This window comes from Xanthomonas sp. F1, from assembly GCF_014199855.1.
In genome coordinates, this window is the sequence record NZ_JACHOK010000004.1 from 29,079 (window position 1) to 45,736 (window position 16,658).

The following is a 16,658-nucleotide window of genomic DNA, read 5'->3' on the forward strand; positions in this document are numbered from 1 at the left end:
TGTCGCAACTGCTGCCACGTCGGGACTGCGCGGCGCCGATGCGCCACCGTCAACTGAGCCCTCAGTGCTCGCGGCGGCGGTAGTGCGCCTGCAGCGCGTACAGAATGCCGACCGTGCCGGTCAGCAGGGCGGGGCCGAGCAGGGCGTTGAAGCCGACATGGCGGTAGGCCCAGGCGCCGAGCACGCCGCCGCACAGGAAGCCGCCGATGATCAGCAGGCTCAGGCGGATGCGCCGGCGCGGCAGCGGCAGGCCGCGCAGCGCCTGGCCCAGGCCGATGCCCAGGTCGGTGAACATGCCGGTCAGGTGGGTGGTGCGCACCACCGCGCCGCTGTAGATGGTGGTGGTGGCGTTCTGCAGGCCGCAGGCGATCGCGGCGAGCACGGCGCCGGCGAGTTGCTGCTGCTTGAACGCCTGCATCGCCGCCAGCAGCAGCAGCGCTTCCAGCGCCAACGCCACGCCGTAGCGGCGGCCCAGGCGCAGGCGGCTGTCCTGCACGATGAAGCCGCCGAGCATCGATCCGCCGAGGAAGGCCAGGACCACGCCGGCCAGTTGTGCGATCGCGCGGGCGTCGCCATCGGCCAGCGCCGCGCCGAGCAGGGTGGTGGTGCCGGTGAGGTGGGTAACCGCCTGGTGTTCGAAGCCCAGATAGCCGACCACGTTGACCATGCCGGCGACCGCGGCCAGCGCGCCGGCGAAGGCCCAGGCCCAACGTGGCAGTTCCAGGTTCATGCCGCGCGCGATGCGCTCGCGGCGCGGCGACCGCGGTGTGGGGCGGCGTCAGCGCTCCGCCGCTGGCGCCTGCCTGCCGCCATCTCAGCGTTCGCCGTTGACCGCGATCTCGGAGAAGCTGGCGCTGGCCGGGTCGTAGACCGCGCCCCAGAAGCGGCCGCCGCCGCCACAGGCGCGGACTGCGTCGACCGTTGGGTCGCGCTCGCTGGTGTCGTCCGGCGCGAAGGCGTTGACGTAGATCGCCTGCTTGCCGCGGTACAGGATGCCGACGTACTGGCGATCGGACGCGGTGGGATCGGCGATCTGCGGCTGCAGTTGTGCCAGGTGCGCTTCCAGTTGCGCGATCTGCTCCGGGGTCGGGATCCAGTAGCCGGTGACCGCGCCGTCCTGGCGCGCCGGGCTGTCGCGCGAGCAGGTGTCCAGCACCTGCGCGGCGGTGCTGTTGCGGGTGACGATCCACGACTGCCCGGCCTTGACCGCGGTCGGCACGGTGGCCGGCCCGCGCGCGGTGGCGCAGGCGCCGAGCAGGGCCATGGCCAGCGCTGCGCCGGCCAGGCGCACGCCGGCCGCCGCGTTCACAGGACCTCCGAGGCGTAGTCGGCCAGGCGCGAACGCTCGCCGCGGCGCAGGGTGATGTGCGCGCTGTGCGGCCAGGCCTTGAAGCGGTCCACCGCGTAGGTCAGGCCGGAGGTGGTCTCGGTCAGGTACGGCGTGTCGATCTGTTCGACGTTGCCCAGGCACACGATCTTGGTGCCGGGGCCGGCACGGGTGATCAGCGTCTTCATCTGCTTGGGGGTCAGGTTCTGCGCTTCGTCCAGGATCAGATAGCGCGACAGGAAGGTGCGCCCGCGCATGAAGTTCATCGAGCGGATTTTGATGCGGCTGGCGAGCAGGTCGTTAGTGGCCTGGCGGCCCCAGGTGCCGCCTTCCTGGGTGTGCGTGAGCACTTCCAGGTTGTCGGTGAGCGCGCCCATCCACGGCGTCATCTTCTCTTCCTCGGTGCCGGGCAGGAAGCCGATGTCCTCGCCGACGCTGACCGTGGCGCGGGTCATGATGATCTCGCGGTAGCGCTGCTGGTCCATCGTCTGCGCCAGGCCGGCGGCCAGCGCCAGCAGGGTCTTGCCGGTGCCGGCGGTGCCGAGCAGGGTGACGAAGTCGATTTCCGGGTCCATCAGCGCGTTGAGCGCGAAGTTCTGCTCGCGGTTGCGCGCGGCGATGCCCCACACCGCGTGCTGGCCGCTGCGGAAGTCGTCGACCAGCGCCAGCGTCGCCTTGCGCTCGGCGTTGACCTTGACCACGCGCAGTTCCACTTCGTCCTCGCCGGGCAGGTACAGATACTGGTTCGGATACCAGTCCTCGTCGGCGGCCAGGGCGATCTCGTAGCAGGTGCGGCCCTTGTCGCTCCAGCTGCGCAGGTCCTGGTTGTGCTTCTGCCAGAAATCCTCCGGCAGCTCGATCGCGCCGGTGTAGAGCAGGCTGAAATCGTCGAGCGCGCGGTCGTTCTCGTAATCCTCGGCGACCAGGCCGCTGATCGCCGCCTTGATGCGCAGGTTGATGTCCTTGGACACCAGGATCACCGGGGTTTCCGGGTGCTCCTCGCGCAGCGCCAGCACCGCGGCCAGGATCTTGTTGTCCGGGGCGACGCTGCCGAAGCTGCGCCCCGGCTCGACCGGGCGGATCTGGAAGTACAGCCGGCCGATGCTGCCGGTGCTCTTGAGCTGGATGCCCTGCGGATGGCTGAGCGGGATGCCGGATTCGATCTGCTCGGCACCGGCGCCCTCGATCAGCTCGTTGAGGAAACGACTGACCTGACGCGCGTTGCGGCTGACTTCGGACATGCCCTTCTTGGCATTGTCCAGTTCCTCGATTACCTGCATCGGCAGGAACACATCGTGTTCCTCGAACTTGAACAGCGCGGTCGGATCGTGCATCAGCACGTTGGTATCCAGCACGTAGATGCGCTTGCCTCGGGTCATCATGGATTCCTGGAAGAGGGGCAGGGACGAGCCATCGCTGCCTGCAGGGCAGGGCGATGCGGGGTGCGGGAAACGGCGGTGGTCACTGCTGGGCGGCGGCCTGCAGCGCGTCGAGCACGGCCTGGGCGTGGCCGGGAACCTTGACCTTGCGCCAGCTGCGGACCAGTTGGCCGGTGGGCGAGAGCAGGAAGGTGCTGCGCTCGATGCCCAGCACCTGGCGGCCGTACATGTTCTTTTCCTTGATCACGTCGAAGGCGCGGCACAGCGCTTCGTCGGCATCGCTGATCAGCGGGAAGCGGAAGCCCTGCTTGGCGCAGAAGTTGTCGTGCGACTTCACCGAGTCGCGCGACACGCCCAGCACGGTGGCGCCGGCCTGTTCGAACTGCGGCAGCAGCGCATTGAACTCGATGCCCTCGGTGGTGCAGCCGGGCGTGCTGTCCTTCGAGTAGAAATACAGCACCAGCCAGCGGCCGGCGTAATCGCCGAGCGTGGCGCTGGCACCGCCGGACAGCGCCAGCGGCAAGGCCAGCGTGCTGCGGTCCAGGGTGTCGCCGTCGTTCATGGGGTGTCCTCCGCGTGCATCGCCATCATCCGCGTTCGATTGCGTCGGTGTCCAGCGCGGCGCACTCAGAACTTCATCGGGTCCATGATCGCGTCCAGGTTGAGGTGGTCGCAGAACTCGAGGAAGTCGTCGCGCAGGGCGGCGATGTGCATGTTCGCCGGCACCCCGATCGTCACCTGCGCCGAGAACATCTCCGCGCCGGTCTGCATGGCGCGGTAGCGCGTGCTCTGCAGGTTCTCGATGGTGATGCCCTGGCGGTCGAAGAAGTCGGCCAACTGGAACAGGATGCCCGGTTTGTCGGCGGCGATGACTTCGACGATGTACGGCAGCAGGTTGGACTGCGTCTGCTTGGCGCCGGTGCGGTACCACACCAGCTTCATGCCTTCCTCGCGGTCGAGGCGGGTCAGCATGGCTTCGAGCTTGGCCACCGAGTCCCAGGAGCCGGTCGCCAGTGCGGTCACCGACACGTCGCGGCCGACCGTGGCCAGGCGCGCATCGACGAGATTGCAGCCGCTATCGGCGATGCGACGCGTCACCGGCAACAAGGGCGACTCCGGATGCGTCGTGTAGGCGTTGATCAGGAGGTGGTTTTCGGTCGGCGCGGGCCGGGGCGTGGTGTCGGTCAAAGGGGCTTCCGGCATTGCGTAAGGCTGAACGGCATCCGGGCGGTCGCCCGGCATGGTGTGCAGCATACTTGCCCGCGCTTTCGGGCCGCAAGTAACATGCGGGGCGACCTTGCCCCGCTAGCGGGGCCGATCCGTCCGCGCAACCTGCGCGGCCCTCCTCTCCCAGCGAGCACCCGGCATCTTGTCCCTCTCCGGCATCATCACCGCCCTGGCCACGCCCTTCCAGGGCAATGGCGACCTCGACCTCGACGCCTGGCAGCGGCTGCTCAAACGCCAGCTCGACGGCGGCGTGCAGGGGCTGGTGGTGGCGGGATCGACCGGCGAGGCCGCGACGCTGCTGGACGCCGAATACGACCGGATCCTGCGCGAGGCGGTGCAGGCGATCGGTGGCCGCGTGCCGGTGCTGGCCGGGACCGGCCTGTCCGGCACCGCCAAGACCGTGGCACTGACCCGGCGCGCCGCCGCCAACGGCGCGCAGTACGCGCTGGTGGTGACGCCGCCGTACGTGCGTCCGACCCAGGCCGGGCTGATCGCGCATTACACCCAGGTCGCCGAACACGGCGGCCTGCCGGTGGTGCTGTACAACGTGCCCGGCCGCACCGGCTGCGATCTGCTGCCGGAGACCGTGGCGCAGCTGGCGCAGCACCCGAACATCGTCGGCATCAAGGACGCCAGCAGCGACCCGCAGCGCATCGCCGCGCTCGCCGCCCTGCGCAGCGACCATTTCGCCGTGTTCAGCGGCGACGACGGCAGCGCCGCGCAGGCGATGCTGGCCGGCTACGACGGGCTGATCTCGGTCGCCTCCAACGCCTTGCCGCGCGCCTACCGGCGGCTGTGCGACCTGGCGCGTGCGCGCCAGGCCGAGCCGGCGCAGGCCTGGGACGCGCGGCTGCAGCCGTTCCATGCCTTCTGCGGCATCGAATCCAACCCGATCCCGGTCAAGGCGCTGCTGCAGCGCGCCGGGATCGGCCAGGGCCTGCGGCTGCCGCTGTTGCCGCTGTCCGCGGCGCACCACGCCACGGCCGACCGACTTGCCGCCGACGCTGCCGCGTTGGAAGACCTATCCAGCCGCGAAACGCTCGCGGCCTGACTCCAGGAGATTGATTGATGCGTGCTTCCGTTCCCTACGTCCGCGTGCTGTCGGCCGCCGTCCTGGCGACCACCCTGGTCGCGGCCACCAGCGGTTGCAGCTGGTTCCACAAAGGCAAGCCGCGCGGCGACTATGCGCTGGCGCCCGACATGCGCCCGCTGGAAGTGCCGCCGGATCTGACCTCGCCCGACACCTCGGCGGCGATGAAGGTGCCGGCGCTGGCCTCGGCGCAGCGGCCTGCGGCCCCGGCCGGCCAGGCCCCGGCGGCGTCGAACAGCGGCTTCGTGGTGCCGGGTGCGCGTGACCAGGTGTTCGGCCAGGTCGGCGACGCGCTGGGCGGCATCGAAGGCGTCACCATCGCCAGCCGCGCGCAGCTGCTGGGCTCCTACGACGTGGCCTACGAAGGCAGCAACTTCCTGGTCCGGGTGGTGGCGGTGGATGCCGGCGTGTACGTCTCGGCGGTGGACCCGCGCGGCCTGCCGGCCACCGGCGAAGCGCCGGTCAAGCTGATCGCGGCGCTGAAGGCCAAGCTGGGCCATTGATCCGTTACGGGGTCCGGCGCGTGCGCCGGGCTGCCATGCGGTTCGCATGCGAAACGGGCGCCTTGTGCGCCCGTTTTGTTTCCGTAGGAGCCAGCTGCCATGCGGCCGAGATACACGACGCCCGCTAGGTATGCAGCCTCAAGGCGTCGGGACTGAAGTCCCTCCCACAGTGCACCCAGCCAACGTATCGCAAGTCCCGTGCGGGGCCGTTTCGCCGCGTGTGAGTTGCGCCTGCCGCTGCTGCGGAAACCAGCCTTTTTGCGTGCCCTCGACGATGCTTCGCCCCGGCGGGCGGGCTGGCGCCGTGAGGCGACTGCCCCGGACTTGGCTGCAAAGCAGCCAAGCCCCTTCCGCGGATCCCCGTGGACGCGGACCCGGAGCGCACAGCGCGGAGGGCGCGTAGGCAGGGTGTGCTTGACCAGCCTTCGGCTGTGGTGAAGCACTTCTTTTGGTTACTTTTCTTTGCACAAGCAAAGAAGCGCTTCTCAGCAGCCGAAGGCTGATCAAAGTGACTCGCCGCAAGGCGAAAGCCCTTTGCTGTCGCTTGAGGTTTGCGAATCAAAGGCGAAGAACCAGAAGGCAACTGTCATACAGTTGCGAGCGCGGGGTTCACGCAGGACGATGAGTGCAGTTACTTCTGCAGCAGCGGCAGCTTGTTCGGCTTGCCGTCCCACTCGGCGGCATCGGGCAGCGGTTCCTGGCGCGTGGTGAGCACCGGCCAGGCCTTGGCCAGTTCCGCGTTGAGCGCGACGAAGCCTTCCTGGCCGGCCGGCACGTCGTCCTCGGGGTAGATGGCGTTGGCCGGGCATTCCGGCTCGCACAGGGTGCAGTCGATGCACTCGTCCGGATCGATCACCAGGAAGTTCGGGCCGGCGTGGAAGCAATCCACGGGGCACACTTCCACGCAGTCGGTGTATTTGCACTTGATGCAGTTTTCGGTGACGACGAAAGGCATGGCTCGGTCCGGCGATTAACCCGGTAATTCTAATGCAAAGCGGCGGTCGCCGCCGTGTGTGCGGGCCGGCCGGACGGCGGGGCGCGGCGTGCGGCTCAGCCGGCGAGGCCGCCGTGCTGCTGCGCCAGGCGATACAGGCCGCGCGCGGCCAGACCTTCCGGATGGGTGCGCACGGCGCTGCCGAGCGCGGCGAGCGCATGCGCATAGCGCGCCAGCAGGCCGCTGCCGCCGACCAGGTGCACCACCGGCGGCAAAGTGGCCTGCGCGCGCAGTTCGTGGCCGATCAGCAGGCCGGACAGATACGACGGCGCCGCGGCGGCGCTCAGGCGGTCGAACAGGCCCAGGCTGCGCACGCCGAACAGATGGTGCAGCAGGCCGCCGGGCTCGCCGCTGCGCTGCACGCCGGCATCGAACGCGGCCGCATCGAAGGCGCCGTCGTCGGCGTCCATCAACCGCGCCAGCAGGCTGTGCGTGCGCAGCAGCGCATACAGCTCGCCGGTCATCATCGTCGCCACCGAGGCGATGCGCCTGTCCCGCAGCGTCACCCATTTGCTGTGGGTGCCGGGCAGGCACACGTGGTGGGCTTCAGCGGCTGGCGATTCGGTCGCAAGCAACGCGAGCAGGCCGATCAGCTGGGTCTCCTCGCCGCGCATCACGTCCGGCACGGCGTCGGCGCCGCTGGCCACGCCGGGCACGAACCACAGCGTGCGGCCGGGCAGGGCCGGATCCTGCAGTGGTTGCATCGACGCAGCCAGGGCAGCGGCATCGGCCGGGCAGGGCGCATACGGCAGTTCGATCCAGCCGTTGCGGCTGCCGATCATCCCGCACAGGACGACATCGCCGTCCCATCCGTCGATCAGGGCGGCCAGGGTCGCCGGGAAGCGCCCTTGGCAGGCGGCGATGCCCTGGTCGCTGCGACGCTGTTCGAGAATGCCGCCATCGGCATCGAGCCGATAGCCACGCAGGCTGCTGGTGCCCCAATCGACGACGATCATGCGCTGGCGATGCGTCCTTCGGGCAGGCCGGCAATGCCGACCGCGGCGACGTACACGCCGCCTGCCTGCGGCGTGCGCGCCAGTTCGTCCTCGCTATGGTCCTGCCGCGAGGTACTCAGATACAGGGTGCCGCCGTCGGCGCCGCCGAGGGCGGGGCAGGTGGGATGCTTGACCGGCAGGGAGACGCGGCGCTCGACGCTGCCGTCGGGGCGGTAACGCACCACCTGCCAGGCGCGCCATTGCGCGTTCCACAGGTGGCCTTCGGCGTCGACGATGGCGCCGTCCGGCTCGGCACCGGCATGGTCCAGTTCGGCAAACACGCGGCTGTTGGCGGTGTGCGCGGTGTCCGGGTCGTAGTCGCAGCACAGGATGCGCGGCTGCACCGAGTCGCAGTAGTACAGGGTGCGGCCGTCGGCGCTGAAGCAGATCGCGTTGGGGATGGCCACGCCCGGCAGCGGCAGGCGGCGCAGGCCATGGCGCGCCGACCATTGGTAGAAGCTGCCGACCGGCGCCTGGTCGTCGCGTTCGCTCATGGTGCCGAACACGAAGTTGCCGTGGCGATCGGCGCGGCCGTCGTTGCTGCGGGTGTCGTCGCGCTCCGGTTCCACGTCCGCCAGGTGCTGCAGCGGCAGCGCGCTGTCGGCCTCGGCGGCGGCATCCGGATCTGCGGCGTACACGCCCTTGGCCAGCGCCAGCAGCAGGCGGCCGTCGTCGAACAGGCCCAGGCAGCCGGGGCGATCGGGCAGGTCCCAATGACGGCTGACGTTGCTGGAAGGATCGTGGCGCCACAGGCGGCGGCCGCTGATGTCGACCCAGAACAGCACGCCGCGGCGCTCGCACCACAGCATGCCTTCGCCATGCGCACAGCGGCTGTCCACCGCCAGGGTGGCGGTGTGGCGGGGCGGCGGGGAAACGTTCATCGGCTCACCACTCGGCGATGCTGCCGTCGGCGTGACGCCAGATGGGGTTGTGCCAGTCGGGTGGGTTGGCGTTGGCATGGCGCAGGCGCTCCTCGTCGATTTCCACGCCGAGGCCCGGTTTGGGCAATGCGGCGATGCTGCCGCCATTGTCGCAGGCGAAGTCGTCCTTGTTGAGCACGTAGTCGAGCAGGTCGGCGCCTTCGTTGTAATGGATGCCGATGCTCTGTTCCTGCAGCACCGCGTTGTGCGAGACGAAATCCACCTGCAGGCAGGCGGCCAGCGCCACCGGGCCGAGCGGGCAGTGCGGCGCCAGGCCGACCTCGTAGGCCTCGGCCATGCTGGCGATCTTCAGGCATTCGGTGATGCCGCCGGCGTGCGAGAGGTCCGGCTGCAGCAGCGACAGGCCGCCGGCCTGCAGCACCGGCTTGAAGTCGAAGCGCGAGAACATGCGCTCGCCGGCCGCCAGCGGGATCGGCGTGGATGCGGCCAGCCGCGGGTAGTACTCGGCCTGCTCGGGCAGCACCGGTTCCTCGACGAACAGCGGCTTGAACGGCTCCAGTTCGCGCAGCAGCACGCGCGCCATCGGCGCGGCGACGCGGCCGTGGAAGTCGATGCCGAAATCGATGGCGGTGCCGAACGCCTCGCGGATCTGCGCCACCTTGGCCACCGCCGCGTCCACCGCGCGCGGGCCGTCGATCAGCTTCATTTCTTCGGTGCCGTTGAACTTGAAGGTGTCGAAGCCGAGGTCGCGGTAGCCCTGGATCTGCGCGATGGTGGCCGCGGGGCGGTCGCCGCCGACCCAGCGATAGGTCTTCATGCGGTCGCGCACACGCCCGCCGAGCAATTCGTACACCGGCACGCCCAGCGCCTTGCCCTTGATGTCCCACAGCGCCTGGTCGATGCCGGCGATGGCGCTCATCAGGATCGGGCCGCCGCGGTAGAAGCCGCCGCGGTAGAGCATCTGCCAGATGTCGTTGATCCGCGCCGGGTCCTTGCCGATCAGGCTCTCGCCGAGTTCGCGCACCGCGGCCTCGACGCTGCGCGCGCGGCCTTCGATGACCGGCTCGCCCCAGCCGGTGATGCCCTCGTCGGTCTCGACCTTCAGGAACAGCCAGCGCGGCGCGGCGTGGTAGGTGGTGAGGCGGACGATCTTCATGCGCGGTCCAGATAGGCGTGGCGGAAGGCGGCGGCGTGCGCCTGGGTCTGGGTCAGCGGCTGGCCGGGGCGGTACAGCTCACCGCCGATGCCGGCGCCGATCGCGCCGGCGCTCAGGTAGTCGTGCAGGGTCTCGGTGTTGACGCCGCCGACCACGAACAGCGGCACCTGCGCCGGCAGCACCGCGCGCAGGGCGCGCACGTGGCCGGGGCCGTAGGTGGCGGCGGGGAACAGCTTGAGCATCTGCGCGCCGGCGTCCAGCGCATCGAACGCCTCGGTGGCGGTGGCGAAGCCGGCCACCACCTGCAGGCCGCGCGCCACCGCGTGGCGGATCACCGGCGGGCGCGTGTTGGGGGTGACGATGAAGCGCGCGCCCAGATCGGCCAGGGCGTCGACGTCGCCGATCTGCAGCACGGTGCCGCCGCCGATCCAGCAGCGCTGCCCGAATGCCTGCGCGGCCGGGCCGATGCTGTCGGCCCAGCGCGGCGAATTGAGTGGAATCTCGATCGCGTCGTAGCCGGCATCGGCCAGCGCCCCGACGTGCGCCAGCGCGTCCTCGGGGGTGAGGCCGCGCAGGATCGCGATCAGCGGGAGTCGGAACGGGGAAGCGGCGGACATCGGGGTACCTGGTGGGAAGCGGCGGTGAAGGAGACGCGCAGTCAGCGTGGTGCCACGGTGGGGCCGGGCGGCGAGGCCCGCGGTCCGCGCCCGCTGCATCGACGCTGGCGCGAACCCGGCTGAATCGGCCTGCCTGCGCGAGCAGGGGCGGTGGCGGCGACGCCAGCAGGGGGCGCGATGGGCAGTAGCCTGCGCGCGTGAGCTATGCTCTGCAAATGAAATTTTAGGCATATTCTATTCCGCCGCCGAATAGGCGGCTTCGCTTCCCAGGACGCCTGCCCACGATGAATGCTTCCGCCAATCCCTGGTTCAATGCCGCGCGCCTGAAGACCCGGCACCTGTTGCTGCTGCTGCAGTTGCACGAGCATCGCTCGGTGCTGCGCGCGGCCGAGGCGGCCAGCATGACCCAGCCGGCGGCGTCCAAGCTGCTGGCGGAAATGGAGGACCTGCTGGGCGTGAAGCTGTTCGAGCGCCACGCGCGCGGGGTCGAGCCGACCTGGTACGGGCAGGTGCTGATCCGCCGCGCGCGCGCGGCGATGTCGGAGATCGGCCGCGCCCAGGAAGAGATCGCGGCACTGTGCGAGGGGCGCATGGGCCAGGTCTCGATCGGCACCGTGGTCAATCCGGGCACCAACCTGGTGCCGCAGGCGATCGCCGAGGTCAAGCGCGAGTTCCCCGGGATCCTGGTGCGGGTGGAGATGGACTACAGCCGGCCGTTGGTGGCCAAGCTGCTCGACGGCCAGCTCGACATCGTGATCGGGCGCATCCTCGGCCCCTACGGCGCCGAGGCGCTGGAATTCGAGCCGCTGGCCGACGAGCCGCATTCGGTGATCGCCCGCGCCGGCCATCCGTTGTCCAGCCGCGCCGACCTGCGCCATGCCGACCTGGCGCGCTACGGCTGGGTATTGCCGCCGGCCGACAGCGTGCTGCGCGCGCGCCTGGACGCGATGTTCCTGGAGCATGCGGTGCCGGCGCCGCAGAACGTCATCGAGACCTCGTCGCTGCCGGTGATGACCAGCCTGCTGCGCGGCAGCGACCTGCTGGCCGCACTGCCGGCCGAGGCAGTGGCGCCCTACGTGCAGGCCAAGCTGCTGACGGTGTTGCCGATCACGCTGGGCGTGCGCATGGAATCGTTCGGCATCGTGCGCCGCCGCGATTATCTGCTGCCGCCTGGTGCCGAACGCGTATTGCTGGCGCTGCGCAACGCGGCCAAGCGGTTGTATCCCGAACGCGCGGCGGGTGTTTGAACACGGCGCAGGCGCTGCCATACCGCAAATGGATGATTTCGTAGACATGCCGTGGTGGGTGTCCCGGTAGTCTGGAATCGCATAGCTGGGCGTGAAACTTTCATTTGCTTCACGCGAAGTGCATTCCTAGTCTCGGCCGATCGCGGTAACGACCGGCCTGCCGATCTGCGCAGCGGCGCCACCCGATACGGCAGCGGCTGCGGCCGATGCCGTCACAACTCGCAGGACGGCGCCTTGCGGCGACCGTCGCCCGTGTCTGTGTGCATGTCTCCTGGGAGGGAAACAGCATGGCATCGCAGCATCCTCGTGGTCTGGCCAAGCCGACCGCAGCGTCACGTCGTCCCCGCGTTTTGCCGCGTTCCCTCATCGCGCTGAGCATCGGCGTGTTGCTCAGCGCACAGGCGCTGGCGCAGGAGGCGGAACCTGCCGCCAAACAGCCTGCCGCCAAGAAGGGCGACCCGGTCCAGCTCGATGCGATCGAGGTCAAGGGCGTGCGTGCGAGCCTGATCAAGTCGCAGTCGATCAAGCATGATGCCGAGCAGATCGTCGATGCGGTCAGCGCCGAGGACATCGGCGCGCTGCCGGACCGCAGCGTCACCGAGACCCTGCAGCGGGTCAGCGGCGTGACCATCGATCACTTCATGGCGCGCAACGATCCGGACCACTTCTCGGCCGAAGGCAGCGGGGTGATGATCCGCGGCATGACCCAGGTGCGCGGCGAACTCAACGGCCGCGACAGCTTCAGTGCCGCCAGCGGGCGCGGTCTCAGCTTCGAGGATGTGCCGGCCGAACTGATGGCCGGGGTGGACGTGTACAAGAATCCGTCGGCGGAAATCATCGAAGGCGGCCTCGGCGGCACGGTCAACCTGCGCACGCGCATGCCGTTCGACCAGCCCGGTCGGGTGATCGGCGCCACCGCCGACGTCAACTACGGCGATCTCAGCAAGACCTACAAGCCGTCGGGCTCGTTCCTGTTCAGCGATCGCTGGAACACCGGGCTGGGCGAAATGGGCTTCATGCTCGATGTCGCGCACTCGGAACTGTCCACGCGCAGCGACGGCATCCAGGTGGAACCGTTCGTACGCCGCACCGATCCCGCATTGCTGGCGGGCACCAGCTTCGACAAGGTCTACGTGCCCGGTGGCGTCAACTGGCGCCAGCTGGAATTCGAACGCAAGCGCAAGGGCGTGGCGGCCGCCTTCCAGTGGCGGCCCAGCGACGCCACCGACCTCTATGTGCAATACCTGCGCTCGTCCTACGACATGAACTGGCAGGAGCGCGCGGCGTTCTTCAACGACGACACCAACGCCATCGCGCCGGCGCCCGGCACCACCTTCACCTACGACGACGCAGGCCGCTTCGTCAGCGGTTCGCCGGCGTCGAGTTCCTGGCGCGGCAACGTCACCGGCAACGACGGCGTGCGTTTCTACACCGATAACCGTTACGCCCGGCAGAGCACCACCACCTCGGACCTGTCCGGCGGCTTCACCCATCGCCTGACCGACCGGCTGACCGTGCGCGGCGACATGCAACTGGTGCAGTCGCAGAGCGACACGTTGGACTTCACCCTGTTCAGCTCGATCTATCTGCCGGGGCTGACCTTCGATCTCAGCGGCAAGTACCCGGCGGTGAGTCTCGCCGACCCGAGCTACACCGCCGATCCCTCCAACTATTTCTGGAGCGCGGCCATGGATCACCTGGCGAAGAACCGTGGCCGCGAACTGGCCACGCGCTTCGACCTGGAGTACAGCTACGACGACAACCCGTGGCTGCGCACGTTCCGTGCCGGCATCCGCGCCACCGATCGCACCCAGACCAACAAGAATTCCGGCTACAACTGGGGCGTGATCAGCGACAACTGGGCGACTATCCCCGGCACCGCCACCGGCCTGGCCGACCTAGCCAGCTACATGACCGCGTCCTCGTCGCTGTACTCATTTTCGAACCTGCTGCGCGGCAATGTGCGCGTGCCCAACAACCTGTACTTCCCGCGCAACAGTGCGGTCAAGGACTACGCCGGCACCTCGGCGCTGATCGAGCAGATCGTCGCGCTGCGCGGTTATGGCTGGGCACCGGACCAGTACCAGTTGCAGGACACCAATCGTCAGTTCGAGCGCACCCAGGCTGCGTACATGGTGATGTACTTCGGCAACGACACGGCGCTGGGCGTGCCGGTGGACGGCAACATCGGCGTGCGCGTGGTGCAGACCAGGACCGAGGCCTCCGGCTACGGCCAGTATCCGGACCTGTCCGCCACCTCGGCCTCGGAAGCGCTCAAGGCCCAGTACTACGGGCAGTACTTCCCGAACAACGCGCAGGGCAGCTACACCGACGTGCTGCCGAGCCTGAACCTGCGCTTCAAGTTCTCCGATGCGCTGCAGCTGCGCCTGGCCGCCTCCAAGGCGATGGCGCGGCCGGACTACACCCAGTTGCAGCCGTACCTGCTGTTGACCGCGACCGTCAACGACGACGGCACGCTGAAGGACTGGACCGGCACCGCCGGCAATCCCAATCTCAAGCCGATGAAGGCCGACCAGTACGACGCGGCGCTGGAGTGGTACTTCGACAGCAGCGACATGATGTACGTGACGCTGTTCTACAAGAGCGTCAAGGATTACTTCTCCAACCAGACCGTCACCGAGAACTACAACGGCCAGGATTTCCTGGTGACGCGCCCGTACAACATGGACAAGGGCCGCATCCGCGGCTTCGAATACGGTTACACCCAGTTCTTCGATTCGCTGCCGGGCTGGATGAGCGGTTTCGGCGTCAATGCCAACTTCACCTTCGTCGACAGCAGCGGCGGCGTGAACACGGCCACCGATCCCTATACCAAGACCACCGTCACCGGCGTGGCGCTGCCGCTGGAAGGCCTGTCGCGGCGCAGCTACAACCTCGCCGGCATCTACGAGAAGGGGCCACTGTCGGTGCGCCTGGCCTACAACTGGCGCTCGCGCTACCTGCTGACCGCCAGTGACGTGTCGACCAAGCTGCCGACCTGGTCGGACGACTACGGCCAGCTCGACGGCTCGGTGTTCTACCGCTTCACGCCGCACCTGCAGTTGGGCGTGCAGGCCAACAACATCACCAATTCGCTCACCAAGGTGCTGATGGGGCCGACCTCGTACAGCGACGGTGAGGTGGACCGCCGTCTGTACACGCGCAGTTGGTTCGTCAACGATCGCCGCTATTCGCTGGTGTTGCGCGCCACCTGGTAAGCGCCACGCAGCATCCGGTGCGCGGCTTGCCTGCACGATGCCGGCCGCCGCCGCCGGCCCTTCCCCCGATGCAGGATCCACGCATGGCCGTCCCCTTGCTCCGCACCGTTCGCCGCCTGGCCTTGCTGGCCTTGGCCGCCGCGTCATGGCCGGCCGCCGCCGCACTGGAACTGCCATTGCTGCTCGCCGACGGCGCGGTGCTGCAGCGCGATGCGCCGATTCCGGTGTGGGGCTGGGCCACGCCCGGCGCACGCATCCAGGTGCGAATGGACGGCACCAGTGCCAGCGCGGTCGCGGGCAGCGATGGTCGCTGGCAACTGCAGTTGCCAGCGCATGCGGCCGGCGGCCCGTATGCGCTGGAGGTCCAGGGCGACGGCAGCCAGCGCCGCATCGGCGACGTGCTGATCGGCGACGTGTGGCTGGCCAGCGGCCAGTCCAACATGGAGTGGCCGCTGGCGCAGGCGCGCGACGGCGCGCGCGAAGTGGCGGCGGCGACGGATCCGCAGTTGCGCAACTTCAAGGTACCCAAGGCCTGGGCGGCGCAGCCGCAGCCGCGGCTGCCCGGCGGTAGCTGGGTCGCGGCGACGCCGGCCACCGCCGGCGCGTTTTCGGCGGTGGCGTACTTCTTCGCCCGCGACCTGCGCCAGCACACCGGGGTGCCGATCGGCATCATCGACAGCAGTTGGCTAGGCAGCGCGATCGAAGCCTGGATGGACGCGGCCTCGCCCGGCGTGGACGCGGCGCAGGTGCGCACGCGCATCGCACAGATGCAGGCCAAGGACGCAAAGGAGCTTGGCGAGACCAAGCGACGCCTGGCGCGCTGGCCGCAGGCGACGGGAGCGCAGGAGGACGCGGGCTGGGCCGCCGCCGATCTGGACGACCGCGACTGGGACCGCCAGCCGCTGCCGGGGCTGTGGGAACAGCACGGCTACGTCGGCATGGACGGCGTCGCCTGGTACCGCACCACCTTCACTCTGAGCGCGGCCGAAGCCAAGGCCGGCGCCGTCGTGGGCATCGGCCCGGCCGACGATGCCGACACCACCTACGTCAACGGCGTGGAGGTCGGCCATACCGAAGGACGCTACACCGAGCCGCGCCGCTATCGCGTGCCGCCGTCGGCGCTGCGCGCCGGGATCAACCACGTCGCGATCCGGATCCTGGACACGGGCGGCTTCGGCGGCATTCCCGGCGATGCGTCGGCGTTCTTCGTGCAGCCGGACGGCGGCCAGCCGCGTTCGCTGGCCGGCGACTGGCAGTTCCGCCCGGGCAAGGTGACGCTGGCCGCCAACGACGACAAGAACCAGATCCCGACGCTGCTGTACAACGCGATGATCCACCCGTTGCAGCCGTTCCCGGTCAAGGGCGTGATCTGGTACCAGGGCGAGAGCAACGCCTATCCGTACGGCGCGCTGCGCTATCGCGAGCAGTTCGCGTCGCTGATCGGGCGCTGGCGGCAGGAGCGCGGACAGCCGCAACTGCCGTTCCTGTGGGTGCAACTGGCCAACTGGAAGGCCGGCAACGACCAGGGCGACCTGAGCCCTTGGGCGCAGCTGCGCGAATCGCAGACCAGGACGCTGGCGCTGCCGGCGACCGGGCAGGCGGTGACCATCGACATCGGCATGCCGGACAACATCCATCCCACCAACAAGCAGGACGTTGGGCATCGCCTGGCGCTGGTCGCGCGGCACGTGGCCTACGGCGAAGCGCTGGTCTACAGCGCGCCGGTGTTCGCGCGCGCCACGTTCGCCGATGGCCAGGCACGCGCGATGTTCGACATGATGGGCAGCGCGCTGGCGGTGCGCGGCGGCGGCAACACGGTGCGCGGCTTCGCCCTGGCCGGTGCCGATCGCCGCTTCCATCCGGCGCAGGCGCGCATCGAGGGCGACCAGGTGGTGGTCCGCAGCGACGCGGTGCCGCAGCCGCAGGCGCTGCGCTACGCCTGGAGCGAGAACCCCGAGGACGCCAACCTGGTCAACCGCGAGCAGTTGCCGGTGGGCCCGTTCCGCACCGACAGCTGGTGAGGC

General features: G+C 69.2%; 15 protein-coding genes. 5 read left to right on the forward strand and 10 right to left on the reverse strand.

Annotation, left to right across the window (positions count from 1 at the left end; translation table 11 throughout):
* Positions 1-61: 61 nt before the first annotated feature.
* From GGR71_RS10895 to GGR71_RS10915, 5 genes are all read right to left on the reverse strand, one after another.
* Positions 62-730, reverse strand: a complete 669-nt coding sequence (locus tag GGR71_RS10895) for a YoaK family protein (protein ID WP_160958462.1) — start codon at positions 728-730, stop codon at positions 62-64.
* A gap of 84 nt (positions 731-814) precedes the next feature.
* A complete protein-coding gene (locus GGR71_RS10900) occupies positions 815-1,309 on the reverse strand; it encodes a hypothetical protein (protein ID WP_160958464.1) in 495 nt (164 codons plus the stop codon).
* The gene (locus GGR71_RS10905) at positions 1,306-2,706 is read right to left on the reverse strand and encodes a PhoH family protein (protein ID WP_048489023.1); all 1,401 of its coding nucleotides are present in this window, start codon (positions 2,704-2,706) and stop codon (positions 1,306-1,308) included. Before GGR71_RS10905 ends, GGR71_RS10900 begins: the two co-directional genes overlap by 4 nt.
* Positions 2,707-2,788: 82 nt before the next feature.
* Positions 2,789-3,268 carry a peroxiredoxin gene (locus GGR71_RS10910; RefSeq protein WP_160958466.1) on the reverse strand — a complete coding sequence of 160 codons (480 nt, stop codon included), beginning with the start codon at positions 3,266-3,268 and terminating at the stop codon, positions 2,789-2,791.
* Positions 3,269-3,333: 65 nt separating this feature from the next.
* Positions 3,334-3,909, reverse strand: a complete 576-nt coding sequence (locus tag GGR71_RS10915) for a glycine cleavage system protein R (protein WP_184451932.1) — start codon at positions 3,907-3,909, stop codon at positions 3,334-3,336.
* A gap of 166 nt (positions 3,910-4,075) precedes the next feature.
* Between GGR71_RS10915 and dapA the strand changes: the two genes are divergently transcribed.
* Both dapA and GGR71_RS10925 read left to right on the forward strand, forming a co-directional pair.
* The gene (gene dapA, locus GGR71_RS10920) at positions 4,076-4,984 is read left to right on the forward strand and encodes a 4-hydroxy-tetrahydrodipicolinate synthase (RefSeq protein WP_184451935.1); all 909 of its coding nucleotides are present in this window, start codon (positions 4,076-4,078) and stop codon (positions 4,982-4,984) included.
* A gap of 17 nt (positions 4,985-5,001) precedes the next feature.
* Positions 5,002-5,526, forward strand: a complete 525-nt coding sequence (locus GGR71_RS10925) for a hypothetical protein (protein ID WP_048489026.1) — start codon at positions 5,002-5,004, stop codon at positions 5,524-5,526.
* A 631-nt stretch (positions 5,527-6,157) separates the two neighbouring features.
* Here the strand turns inward: GGR71_RS10925 and fdxA are convergent.
* The 5 genes from fdxA to GGR71_RS10950 all read right to left on the reverse strand — a co-directional run bounded on the left by fdxA (position 6,158) and on the right by GGR71_RS10950 (position 10,169).
* Positions 6,158-6,481 (reverse strand): ferredoxin FdxA, encoded by a 324-nt coding sequence (gene fdxA / locus GGR71_RS10930; RefSeq protein ID WP_017909525.1) that lies wholly within the window; start codon positions 6,479-6,481, stop codon positions 6,158-6,160.
* Positions 6,482-6,576: 95 nt separating this feature from the next.
* The gene (locus tag GGR71_RS10935) at positions 6,577-7,476 is read right to left on the reverse strand and encodes a 2-dehydro-3-deoxygalactonokinase (protein WP_160958473.1); all 900 of its coding nucleotides are present in this window, start codon (positions 7,474-7,476) and stop codon (positions 6,577-6,579) included.
* Entirely contained in the window at positions 7,473-8,396 is a 924-nt protein-coding gene (locus tag GGR71_RS10940) for an SMP-30/gluconolactonase/LRE family protein (protein WP_160958476.1), read from the reverse strand. Before GGR71_RS10940 ends, GGR71_RS10935 begins: the two co-directional genes overlap by 4 nt.
* 4 nt (positions 8,397-8,400) lie before the next feature.
* Positions 8,401-9,552: a galactonate dehydratase gene (dgoD, locus tag GGR71_RS10945; protein WP_160946586.1), complete on the reverse strand. Its 1,152-nt coding sequence runs from the start codon at positions 9,550-9,552 to the stop codon at positions 8,401-8,403.
* Positions 9,549-10,169, reverse strand: coding sequence for a 2-dehydro-3-deoxy-6-phosphogalactonate aldolase (locus GGR71_RS10950; RefSeq protein WP_184451937.1), 621 nt, complete (start codon positions 10,167-10,169; stop codon positions 9,549-9,551). The genes dgoD and GGR71_RS10950 overlap by 4 nt, the downstream gene beginning before the upstream one ends.
* Before the next feature lie 284 nt (positions 10,170-10,453).
* On the opposite strand from GGR71_RS10950, the gene GGR71_RS10955 reads away from it, so the two are divergent.
* The 3 genes from GGR71_RS10955 (at position 10,454) to GGR71_RS10965 (ending at position 16,655) form a co-directional block, all read left to right on the forward strand.
* Positions 10,454-11,416 carry a LysR substrate-binding domain-containing protein gene (locus GGR71_RS10955; protein WP_160958481.1) on the forward strand — a complete coding sequence of 321 codons (963 nt, stop codon included), beginning with the start codon at positions 10,454-10,456 and terminating at the stop codon, positions 11,414-11,416.
* Positions 11,417-11,703: 287 nt separating this feature from the next.
* Positions 11,704-14,634 carry a TonB-dependent receptor gene (locus GGR71_RS10960; RefSeq protein WP_160958483.1) on the forward strand — a complete coding sequence of 977 codons (2,931 nt, stop codon included), beginning with the start codon at positions 11,704-11,706 and terminating at the stop codon, positions 14,632-14,634.
* Positions 14,635-14,717: 83 nt separating this feature from the next.
* Entirely contained in the window at positions 14,718-16,655 is a 1,938-nt protein-coding gene (locus tag GGR71_RS10965) for a sialate O-acetylesterase (RefSeq protein ID WP_160958486.1), read from the forward strand.
* Positions 16,656-16,658: the final 3 nt, after the last annotated feature.

Excerpts from the sequence above, each read along its gene's own strand:
- GGR71_RS10940 (WP_160958476.1), bottom strand. The coding sequence starts at position 8,396 with ATGAACGTTTCCCCGCCGCCCCGCCACACCGCCACCCTGGCGGTGGAC.
- GGR71_RS10965 (WP_160958486.1), top strand. The coding sequence starts at position 14,718 with ATGGCCGTCCCCTTGCTCCGCACCGTTCGCCGCCTGGCCTTGCTGGCC.
- GGR71_RS10955 (WP_160958481.1), top strand. The coding sequence starts at position 10,454 with ATGAATGCTTCCGCCAATCCCTGGTTCAATGCCGCGCGCCTGAAGACC.
- GGR71_RS10905 (WP_048489023.1), bottom strand. The coding sequence starts at position 2,706 with ATGACCCGAGGCAAGCGCATCTACGTGCTGGATACCAACGTGCTGATG.
- fdxA (WP_017909525.1), bottom strand. The coding sequence starts at position 6,481 with ATGCCTTTCGTCGTCACCGAAAACTGCATCAAGTGCAAATACACCGAC.
- dgoD (WP_160946586.1), bottom strand. The coding sequence starts at position 9,552 with ATGAAGATCGTCCGCCTCACCACCTACCACGCCGCGCCGCGCTGGCTG.
- GGR71_RS10935 (WP_160958473.1), bottom strand. The coding sequence starts at position 7,476 with ATGATCGTCGTCGATTGGGGCACCAGCAGCCTGCGTGGCTATCGGCTC.
- GGR71_RS10950 (WP_184451937.1), bottom strand. The coding sequence starts at position 10,169 with ATGTCCGCCGCTTCCCCGTTCCGACTCCCGCTGATCGCGATCCTGCGC.
- GGR71_RS10895 (WP_160958462.1), bottom strand. The coding sequence starts at position 730 with ATGAACCTGGAACTGCCACGTTGGGCCTGGGCCTTCGCCGGCGCGCTG.
- GGR71_RS10915 (WP_184451932.1), bottom strand. The coding sequence starts at position 3,909 with ATGCCGGAAGCCCCTTTGACCGACACCACGCCCCGGCCCGCGCCGACC.
- GGR71_RS10925 (WP_048489026.1), top strand. The coding sequence starts at position 5,002 with ATGCGTGCTTCCGTTCCCTACGTCCGCGTGCTGTCGGCCGCCGTCCTG.
- GGR71_RS10910 (WP_160958466.1), bottom strand. The coding sequence starts at position 3,268 with ATGAACGACGGCGACACCCTGGACCGCAGCACGCTGGCCTTGCCGCTG.
- GGR71_RS10960 (WP_160958483.1), top strand. The coding sequence starts at position 11,704 with ATGGCATCGCAGCATCCTCGTGGTCTGGCCAAGCCGACCGCAGCGTCA.